Source organism: Acidithiobacillus sp. HP-11 (assembly GCF_015100075.1).
In the GTDB taxonomy this organism is placed as follows: domain Bacteria; phylum Pseudomonadota; class Gammaproteobacteria; order Acidithiobacillales; family Acidithiobacillaceae; genus Acidithiobacillus; species Acidithiobacillus thiooxidans.
In genome coordinates this window covers 1-6031 of record NZ_JACKYY010000079.1, presented here as the reverse complement: position 1 = coordinate 6031, position 6031 = coordinate 1, and the positions used below count along the sequence as shown (strand labels likewise).

Annotated in this window: 5 protein-coding genes; all 5 read left to right on the top strand. The window is 50.7% G+C overall.

What is annotated here, in order from left to right:
- On the top strand, positions 1-237 hold a 237-nt coding region (locus H7F08_RS15595; RefSeq protein ID WP_227487905.1), incomplete at its 5' end, for a hypothetical protein.
- Positions 209-1105 (top strand): LysR family transcriptional regulator, encoded by an 897-nt coding sequence (locus H7F08_RS14645; protein ID WP_264674695.1) that lies wholly within the window; start codon positions 209-211, stop codon positions 1103-1105. The genes H7F08_RS15595 and H7F08_RS14645, both read left to right, overlap by 29 nt.
- A 122-nt stretch (positions 1106-1227) precedes the next feature.
- Positions 1228-2919 (top strand): proton-conducting transporter membrane subunit, encoded by a 1692-nt coding sequence (locus H7F08_RS14640; protein WP_193640946.1) that lies wholly within the window; start codon positions 1228-1230, stop codon positions 2917-2919.
- Positions 2919-5327, top strand: a complete 2409-nt coding sequence (locus H7F08_RS14635; RefSeq protein WP_193640945.1) for a YbcC family protein — start codon at positions 2919-2921, stop codon at positions 5325-5327. The genes H7F08_RS14640 and H7F08_RS14635 overlap by 1 nt, the downstream gene beginning before the upstream one ends.
- Before the next feature lie 84 nt (positions 5328-5411).
- A complete protein-coding gene (locus tag H7F08_RS14630) occupies positions 5412-5933 on the top strand; it encodes a DUF6671 family protein (RefSeq protein ID WP_193640944.1) in 522 nt (173 codons plus the stop codon).
- The last annotated feature ends 98 nt before the right edge of the window (positions 5934-6031 follow it).

Below are 6031 nucleotides of genomic sequence, written 5' to 3'. Positions count from 1 at the left end.
CCACCAACCACGGCGGAACCAATCCTAACGCGAGAGAAAACAGCTCTTCAGGGACCATCAGCTAACTCCTATTCAGGGCACGACCGCTCCACAGCATTCTACCCCCTACCCACTCAATCTGACGAAGAGCCAAAAATCGCGATCCTTTCATTCGCTTTTGCGCCATGTGACTTTTCGGCAATTGCAGATTTTTTCTACGGTTATTCGCATGAAAAGTTTTACCAAGGCAGCGGATGAGCTCTTTCTGGCACAGCCAACCATCTCCTTGCAAATGAAAAAACTAGGAGAAGCGATAGGGCTTCCTTTATTTGAATCAAGCGGAAAAGAAATTCGACCCACTGATGCCGGTCAGGATCTGTATGCAGCCTGCCGGGAGCTATTTCGTACTTTTGAAAACCTGGAAACACAACTTGCTGATCGCAAGGGAATACGTCGGGGAAAATTACGCTTGGGCGTGGTGACTACTGCCAAATATATTGCTCCGGAGCTACTGGCGGCTTTCGGTCAGCAATTTCCCGGGATCGAGTTTGCCATGACAGTCAGCAATCGCGATGAAATCATTCAACGCATCCAGAATGGGGAAGATGATCTCTATGTCATGGGACAGGTACCCGACAACGAGGTTGATGTAGAGGCTATTCCTTTTGCATTGAATCCCCTGACGGTCATGGTACCGCGAGGACACCCTCTTACCCGTCAAAAAAAACCTGTCCCACTGCACGCTGTTGCAGAAACTCCCTTTCTCATCCGGGAACCGGGATCAGGAACGCGGCATGCTTACTTGCGCCTATTTGAGGAACAAGGCTTGCGGCCCCGGATCACTATGGAGCTCAGCAGCAATGAAGCGATCAAGCATGCTGTAGCAAGCAGTCTGGGAATATCCATTCTCTCCATTCATTCACTGGCACTGGAAGGAACCAGTGGCCCCATTGAGGTCCTCGAGACGGAACAGTTTCCCATCTTGCGTAAATGGTTTTTGGTCTATCCCCGAAACCGGCAACTCTCCCTAACAGCAGGAAAATTTTTGGACTTCTCTGTTTCTCAGGAACCCTTCATTACTAATCGCCTCGTGCAGTTATGGCCTGAACTGGCTCGATATCTCTAACAATTTCCGCGCGGACTTGATATATTTATAAAAGTAAATATATATAATTTATATATTAAATTAGAATAAATATTAAAATTTTATTACTGTCTTCCTCGGTCATTTGAACCCTGGAGGTAAGTATGTTTTCAATAGGTTCCATTCCCTGGCTTACAGGGGCCTTGCTGGCAGCATTGCCTGCCGGACTGATTGTAGCCGCCATTCCCAATGCGCGGACGACAAGACAATCCGCTCTGTCTTATCGTTACCGCGTACGTTGGGCGGCGATCTCCGCCTTGGCGATAGCAATAGCTGCAGATATTGGTTTTTTTTGGGGCGCACGAAGTGATCTGATCATCACGGAAATTCCTCTTGCCGTTCTGCATTTTGATTTTCCCTTGTCAATTGCCGTCAATGGTTTGACCTTGCTCCTGGCCACTCTGGTGTCTTTCGTGATTGTCATGATTGCGCAGTACAGCGTCGGCTATCTGGATGGCGATCCTCATCAAGCCCGTTTTTTTCGCCTGCTTGCACTTACGGGCGGTTTTTTTCTGATCGCTGTGGTTTCAGGAAATATCGGCCTGTTTACCCTGGGCATTATCATCATGGGGTTCAGCCTGAACAAGCTCTTGAAGTTTTACGCTGACCGGCCCAAAGCGATCATGGCCGCCCATAAAAAGTCGCTTTTTGCCAGAGCCGCCGATATGGCCCTGGTGGCGGCTACCCTGCTCATCGGGCAGCAAGTTGGCAGCCTCGAGTTTGCTTCCATCCGTTACTTTGTGGAGCACTCGGAAAGTATTCCCTGGGCTTTGCAGCTGGCTGCCTGGTTGATTGTGATGGCAGTGATTCTGAAAAGCGCTCATTTTCCTTTTCAAGGCTGGTTGATTCAGGTCATGGAGGCACCGACCCCGGTATCCGCTTTGATGCACGCGGGCGTGGTATATAGTGGTGCCATTATAGCCCTTCGCACCAGTTCGCTCTTGATACGCGTTCCTGATGCACTGATTTTACTGGGTTTCATGGGCCTTGCTTCGGTGATTATTGCCTCGCTGGTCATGACTACCCAGACTTCCATCAAATCCATGTTGGCTTGGTCAACTACGGCGCAACTGGGATTCATGTCACTGGAATTGGGTCTTGGCCTGTTCCCTCTGGCATTGCTGCACTTGACGGGTCACTCGCTTTACAAGGCGCATGCGTTTCTGTCTTCGGGCAGTGTCACCGATCAATTGCGGCAAGTACCAACCGGGGGTAAGAAAATACCCGGCATGGGTTCATGGCTATTGGCGACGGTGCTGGGAGCGCTGATTGCCGGGGGAGGTGCATGGCTTTTCGGAGAAAATCCACTCCAAAATCCGACCTGGTTCGCATTGGTGATGATTGTCGCCATAGCTATCTCGCAGATCATGATCAGGGGCTTTCTGTTCAGCACGATGCCTGATCGGGTTACGTCCTTAATCGTTGCCATAAGCATGGGGTTTACCTATCTGGTTCTGCATACACTTTTTGTGTGGGGTTTCACTTCAAATCTGACCCGCTCCTTGCCCGTTGTATCGGTTTCCTACCTCGCACTGGTTGCCTTGACGGCCATAGGGTTTCTGATACTGAGCTGGTTACAGGGTCCCGGACGCAGATTGTTGCCTCAAAATCTGCAGATGATCCTGTTTACCCATCTTTACAATGGGTTATATACAGATTACTGGGTAGAGCAGATTTCGCATCGCTTTTGGTCCGAACGCGTCAGTGTGCAACTCCCACGCAAAAATCTTGCCGTGGAATCCTTACAAACCATCGCACAAAACCAGAATATTCCTGAAAAGTCTGGAGGCATCTAATGAATACAAGCAATACAGTAAATACCGAACAACTTTTTGATCGAGTGATGCGCCGGATTGCTCCGGTCTGGCCCCTGGACAGTTTTGTAGCCGTCAATCCTTATTGGGGGTTCGCCGACCAACCTTTTTCGCAGGTAGCCGCACAGCTTCAGGAGACGGTTGGCGAGCGGGTATTGATGGATCGACGCTGGTATGCAGATCTTCTGCAAACGGGCAAGCTGGATATGGCCGATATTCTTCAGGCCGCAGAAGATCTGGGCCAGTCCACAGACGAAGGAGACTGGAGAGCCTATCTCCGGGAAGATCCCGAATTACCCATGCGCCTGCCCCGATTGCCGGAATTAATGGATCGTCGGGGACATGCTTCCATTTCACAGTACGTGGTAGAGCAGATCAGTCACTTTTTGGCGGCCTATTATGATCGGGGGCAATCCTTGTGGAGTTTTCCCAAGGACAACCGGCTGGGACTCTATGCGACTTGGCGGCAATACACCCTTACGGATCGTAGCCTGGGTCCTTTAGGACTCAAAAAAATTCGTCCCGGGCTGCTCGCTATGCCAGCCGATGCGGCACAGGCGAGAATATGGGCCTTGCAACATCTGGCCATTCCAACAACTGCAGAAGAGGCCTATTTACTGGTACTCCTGAAATCCGTTGGAGGCTGGGCCAGCTGGTGTCGTTATCTGCTTTGGCAGGCAGAATTGCAAGGCGATCAGCAAGAGGATCTCGCTGATTTACTCACCATCCGCATGGTTTGGGAAGCGCTTCTGCGTCAGGTAGCGCAACCCAAGATCATCGAGCGTTGGCGGAAACAGATTGAGGGATGGATTGTTGACAACAAAACTGCGGATAATGCCAATGCCGAGCGGGGAGAAGTGCTGCTGCGCGCAACGGAAATAGCCTACCGTCGACAGGTGGCAACGAAAATTCGTCGCTCACCGGCGCAAAAATCCCAGAGCAAAGCTCAGGTACAGGCTGCCTTTTGTATTGATGTCCGTTCGGAAGTGTTTCGGCGGCATCTTGAGGGTGTTTTGCCTTCGCTGGAAACGATTGGATTCGCAGGATTCTTTGGCGTGTTAATGGATTATCAGCGACAGGGAGATGCTGGAGCAAGAACACAGTCGCCCGTCCTGCTCAACCCCAGTGTGCATGTCCAGGAAGAGGCACCCGAAGCCGTTATTCAAAACCGATTTCGTCGCTTACGCCGGGGAGCTGCATGGAAACAATTCAAACTTTCGGCCTCGTCCTGTTTTTCTTTCGTGGAAACCGCCGGTCTGTCTTATGTGGGCAAGCTACTGGCAGGCAGCTTAGGATGGCACCGGGCTTCCGTACCCCCCGACGAAGCAGGTTTGAATGCAGCGGAAAGAGCCAGTCTGCAGTGTGTTCTGCCCGGGTCGTTAACCCTGCAGGAACGAACCGCCATGGCTGAGTTTATTCTGAATGGTCTGGGTTTGAATCGGGGAATGGCCCCCATGGTTCTACTCGTAGGTCATGGTAGTTCCACCACCAATAATCCGCACCGTGCGGGACTGGATTGTGGCGCTTGTGCCGGGCAAACCGGGGAGATAAACGCCAAAGCTGCAGCGCGTTTGCTCAATGATGCCGGGGTTCGGGAGGCTTTGGTGCAAAAAGGTTGGGATATAAAGCCTGATACCTGCTTTGTGCCGGCGCTGCACGATACCACTACGGATCGGGTGGAGATTTTGGGTGAGTGGAATAACCCCAGACTGGACAACCCGCTTCTCGAAGAGGTACGTGAGGCGCTGGCTGAGGCAGCCAACCTTACCCGACTGGAAAGGATATTGCGCCTGGAGGCTAATCTGCAGGATCAGGACGCTGTCGCCAAAAACATGAACTTCCGGGGCCGCGACTGGTCGCAGGTCCGTCCCGAATGGGCATTGGCGGGTAACGCCGCTTTCATCGCTGCTCCACGCTGGCGCACGCGGGAAATGAACCTGGGAGGGCGCGCCTTTCTTCACGACTACGATGTAGCCAAAGATCCGGATTTTGCAGTTTTGACGCTGATTATGACGGCACCGCTGATTGTGGCCAACTGGATCAACATGCAGTATTACGGCTCTATTGTGGATAACCAGCGCCAGGGCTGTGGGAACAAGGTGCTGCATAACGTGGTGGGAGGCACTATCGGGGTTCTGGAAGGGAACGGGGGGGATCTGCGTATCGGTCTTTCTGAACAGTCCTTGCGGGATAGTAACGGAGGGCTTCAGCACGAGCCATTGCGTTTGTCTGCCTTCATTGAAGCGCCAACGGAGGTGATGGATCGCATCATCGGGAATAGCACGATTCTGGGCCAGCTTGTTGATAATCGCTGGCTCACTATTGTGCAAATTGCTCCCGATGGCAGTCTCTTTGAGCGTCGTGCCAAAAATCAGTGGGTATTGATGTAGTTGTTTCCAGGGTATGGAACAGTATTCCATGCCCATATCAGCTACACAAACAGCCTAAAAGCAATCTTATTAGGGGAGAACGCCATGCATTCAAAACCATTCCCAACCAATCAGGAGTCTATGTCTTATTACTTAAAAAAACATATTGCATTTATAACAAAACATGGAAAAGAGGCGGTAATTATTCCAATTCTAGAAAAAAATTTGCAATGCTACATAACGCATGTAAAGCATTACGATACTGATCAACAGGGTACTTTTACTCGGGATATTGAAAGGGTTGACAATCAGTTAAATACTGCCCGACATAAAGCAAGGATTGGCATGGAGATGAGCGGGCTCAATTTAGGCCTGGCCAGTGAAGGCGCTTTTGGCCCGGATCCTTTTACGGGTTTGATCCCCTGGAATCGAGAAATCATTGTACTCATTGACAATGAGACAAAGACTGAAATTATAGGAGAAGCACAAGGGCCGGGTAATCACCAGCATCTCATCACTTCAAATTGGTCAGAAGCATTAACTTTTGGTAAAAAAGTGGGATTTCCTGACCAGTTAATCATTATTCGGCCTGATCATGAAAGGTTCCTCGCTGTTTTAAGTGGGTAGCTTGAGATCCAGCTTACCCAGTACGAGGTAAGCCATGTTAATAAAATTCTTGTGGGTGCGATAGCCCCGTGCCCTGGATTTGGCGGACTGGAGCAGAC

Coding starts and splice junctions, on each gene's coding strand:
- H7F08_RS14645 (WP_264674695.1), top strand. CDS start 209: ATGAAAAGTTTTACCAAGGCAGCGGATGAGCTCTTTCTGGCACAGCCA.
- H7F08_RS14640 (WP_193640946.1), top strand. CDS start 1,228: ATGTTTTCAATAGGTTCCATTCCCTGGCTTACAGGGGCCTTGCTGGCA.
- H7F08_RS14635 (WP_193640945.1), top strand. CDS start 2,919: ATGAATACAAGCAATACAGTAAATACCGAACAACTTTTTGATCGAGTG.
- H7F08_RS14630 (WP_193640944.1), top strand. CDS start 5,412: ATGCATTCAAAACCATTCCCAACCAATCAGGAGTCTATGTCTTATTAC.